At 36.0% G+C, this 3,276-nt stretch carries 3 protein-coding genes; 2 read left to right on the top strand and 1 reads right to left on the bottom strand.

The genetic code is table 11. The features are described 5' to 3' along the window. Nucleotides 1-136: 136 nt before the first annotated feature. Both B5G32_RS13255 and B5G32_RS13250 read left to right on the top strand, forming a co-directional pair. Complete coding sequence (locus B5G32_RS13255) at nucleotides 137-730, top strand: recombinase family protein (protein ID WP_087936935.1); 594 nt, start codon at nucleotides 137-139, stop codon at nucleotides 728-730. A gap of 114 nt (nucleotides 731-844) precedes the next feature. Then, nucleotides 845-2,026, top strand: coding sequence for an iron-containing alcohol dehydrogenase (locus B5G32_RS13250; protein ID WP_087936934.1), 1,182 nt, complete (start codon nucleotides 845-847; stop codon nucleotides 2,024-2,026). A gap of 178 nt (nucleotides 2,027-2,204) precedes the next feature. Here B5G32_RS13250 and B5G32_RS13245 read toward each other — a convergent pair. Beyond that, on the bottom strand, nucleotides 2,205-3,276 hold a 1,072-nt coding region (locus B5G32_RS13245; RefSeq protein ID WP_087936933.1), incomplete at its 5' end, for an IS110 family RNA-guided transposase.

The raw sequence follows: 3,276 nt of genomic DNA, 5'->3' as shown, positions 1-3,276 counted from the left end.
ACCGACATGCTTTGGTCCCCGTTGGGTTATCCCCGCGAGGTAAGTCGGTTGCTTTACATCGCATTGCAGGAGCGATGATTTCAAAAGAAATATATATTAAGCGCAAGAACGTGCGCACGAAAAGGAGGAATAAAAAATGAACTATGGGTATATAAGAGTATCATCAATAGATCAATGCGAAGATAGACAATGGTTGGCATTAAAACAATTTGATATACCAAGAAAAAATATTTATGTAGATAAGGTGAGTGGAAAGAATTTTGATCGACCACAGTATAATCGTTTAGTGAAGAAATTAAGGAAAGGATATGTTTTGATTGTTTTATCTATTGATAGACTAGGAAGAAATTATGATGAAATACAAAATCAATGGAGAATCATCACAAAAGTGAAACAAGTCGATATTGTTGTTTTAGATATGCCTTTATTGGATACAAGAAAGAAAGGAGATCAAGATTTAACAGGGACATTTATTGCGGATATGGTATTGCAGATATTGGCATATGTTGCACAAATAGAGCGTGAGAATATTAAGCAAAGACAAAAGGAAGGTATTTATGCTGCAAAAAGTAGAGGTGTTATTTTTGGTAGACCTAAAAAAGATGTTCCACAAAATTTCAAAGAGATTAAAAATCAATGGCTTCAAAATCAAATCACATCTCGACAGGCAGCTAAAGCATTAGGAATTGCGCAAAGTACGTTTTTAAGATGGGTACAGGAAATTGTATAACCCTTCAAAAGAAATGTTTATTGATAAGTAAAACTTATGGATTAGATAAGAAATTGGAATTGTTCCAAAAGAGTAAAAATCATACAATAAAACTAACAAAGGAGGATGCATTTTATGAACGATTTTCAATTTCAAAATACAACCAAAGTCTATTTTGGTCAAAACCAATTACAACATTTACATGAAGAAGTTTTGAAATATGGTGATAAAGTCTTAATTGCACATGGAGGAGATTTTATTCAAAACTCTCCATTATATAGTCGTGTTATCAAAGAGCTAGAATCGCATAAGATTACAGTTTATGAGTTAGGTGCAGTTGAACCGAATCCTAGACATACAACTGTCAATCGTGGTGTCAAAATATGTAAAGAACATGGAATTCAAACAGTCTTAGCTATTGGTGGTGGTTCAACCATTGATTGTTGTAAAGCCATTGCGGCGACAACGTTATCAAATACAGATGATATTTGGGATTTGGTAGAAGGTAAAGCAACTTGGAAAGATGCTTTAGCCGTGATTGCAATGCCAACAATTGCTTCTACTGGAAGTGAAATGGATAAGTCATGCGTGATTGCAAATGTCAAATTAGGAATCAAGAGTGGTATTAATGGGGAACCGATTAGACCCAAATCTGCATTTCTCGATCCAACAAATACATTGACTGTTCCTGCTTTTCAGACAGCATGTGGGGGATTTGATATTATGGCACACATGTTTGATATGAACTATTTTGTGAATGCCGCAAAATATCCATTACAGTTTAACGTTGTTGAAACATTGTTAAAAACAGTGAGACAGCAGTTACCAATTGCCATTCAAGAACCAGAGAATTATGAAGCGAGAGCTACTATGTTGTGGGCAGCAAGCTGGGCATTGAATAGTTTTTGTACATCTGGATTTCAGACACAAGCTTCTTTACATGCCTTAGAACAATTCTCTTCATCTTATGATTTAACACATGGTTTAGCACTAGCAATCCTTATGCCTAAGTGGATGAAGTATTTATTAGATCGAGACGAAACTGTCATTGACGATTTTGCAAGATTTGGAGTCAATGTGATGGGTGTTGAAGAGAGTGAAGATAAAAAAGCTGTCGCATATCAAGCTATTGAAGCCTTGCAATGTTTTATTAAAGATGAATTAGGATTACCAGTTCATTTATCCGAGTTAGGAATAGATGATAGTCAATTTGAAAAAATGAAAGTGAAAGCATGTTATGGTCAGGAATCCCTGCCAAGAGCATATCGACCATTAACGCAGGAAGATTGTTTCAGTATTTATAAAATGTGTTTATAGGAGCTAACTATATAAAATTCAAGTCATTTGATGAAAAAGTTTGAAAATGTTAAATGATTTGATTATGGTAGCTCATCAATATGTAAGCTCTTTGAAATGTGAATACGATTTGTGTTTTTGGGCATGACGAAAACAGCCTATGGAATAGACTTTTTATGAATACGGTTTCATTTTGTTTCTATCTCAGTAATGATGCATCAAACTGCTGATTTGTCGTTACCAGATGATAGATGACCCTCAACAGCTTCCTGATGCAATGTCCCTGCGCACAGCGATGGCTTTTTCCCTGTGAGCGTTTAAGGTCATAGTAATCCTTGAAGACCCTGTTGAACCTGATGACTGGCACAATGACCTGATATAACGTTTTTCTTAAATAGCTCGATCCCTGCTTGGTTATGGCACTATGCTTGGCTTCGTACTGACTTGATTCGTAGTGAAATGGGGCGACACCCGCTGCCTTTATTATCTTTGAAGGCTTAGAATAGTTGAAAATATCTCCATATTCTGCTAGAATTGATGTACCAGAGAAATGCGAAATTCCTGGTACGGAGATGATAGGAGAGTTTAAGTCAGTGGAAAACTCTTCTATTTTTTTATCTATTTCTTTGAGCTGATCATTAAGCAGTTCGATATGAGCTATTAGATGTTTGATCTGCATCTCATCTGCCAACGAAGAAATGCCAACAGATGTTTTTGCACTTTCCTTTAGCTTTTCAGCAGTCAGAGAAATGCGATTGCCTCTGCCGGTAATATCAAAGCATTTGCGTAAAGTTCTGATGTCAGCCTGTGCAATGGCCTTTGCACTGCCAAACTGTTTAAGAATAGACATATAGACTTTTCCATACTTGGATTTAAAAAGTGCGTTATATTCAGGGAAAACAAGATCTATGCATTTCTGCAGACGATTGGAAAGAACATTGATCTGTTCCTTGAGGGAATGATGCAACCTAGTCAGCTGCTTCTGTTCATAAAGGTCAAATTTCTTAGATGACGTCAAACGATAAGGTTTCTTGAGTTTGTTTGAGCTTAATATATCGCATATATTAAGAGTATCAAGTTTATCGTTTTTAGTGATGCCACCATCCATTCTACGATTGAGATCGGTAGTTTTAGGATTGATCAAAGCGACGCTGTAGTTCTTCTGTAAAAGAAAGCGCAATAAAGCGAAATGATAATGACCAGTATCTTCCATACCGATAAGAACGCTATCAACAGGATAGAGAGCGATCTGAGAGATAAGGAATTCAAAA

The organism is Massilimicrobiota sp. An80, from assembly GCF_002159255.1.
Lineage (GTDB): Bacteria > Bacillota_I > Bacilli_A > Erysipelotrichales > Coprobacillaceae > Allocoprobacillus > Allocoprobacillus merdigallinarum.
This window is presented reverse-complemented; position numbering and strand designations above follow the sequence as displayed.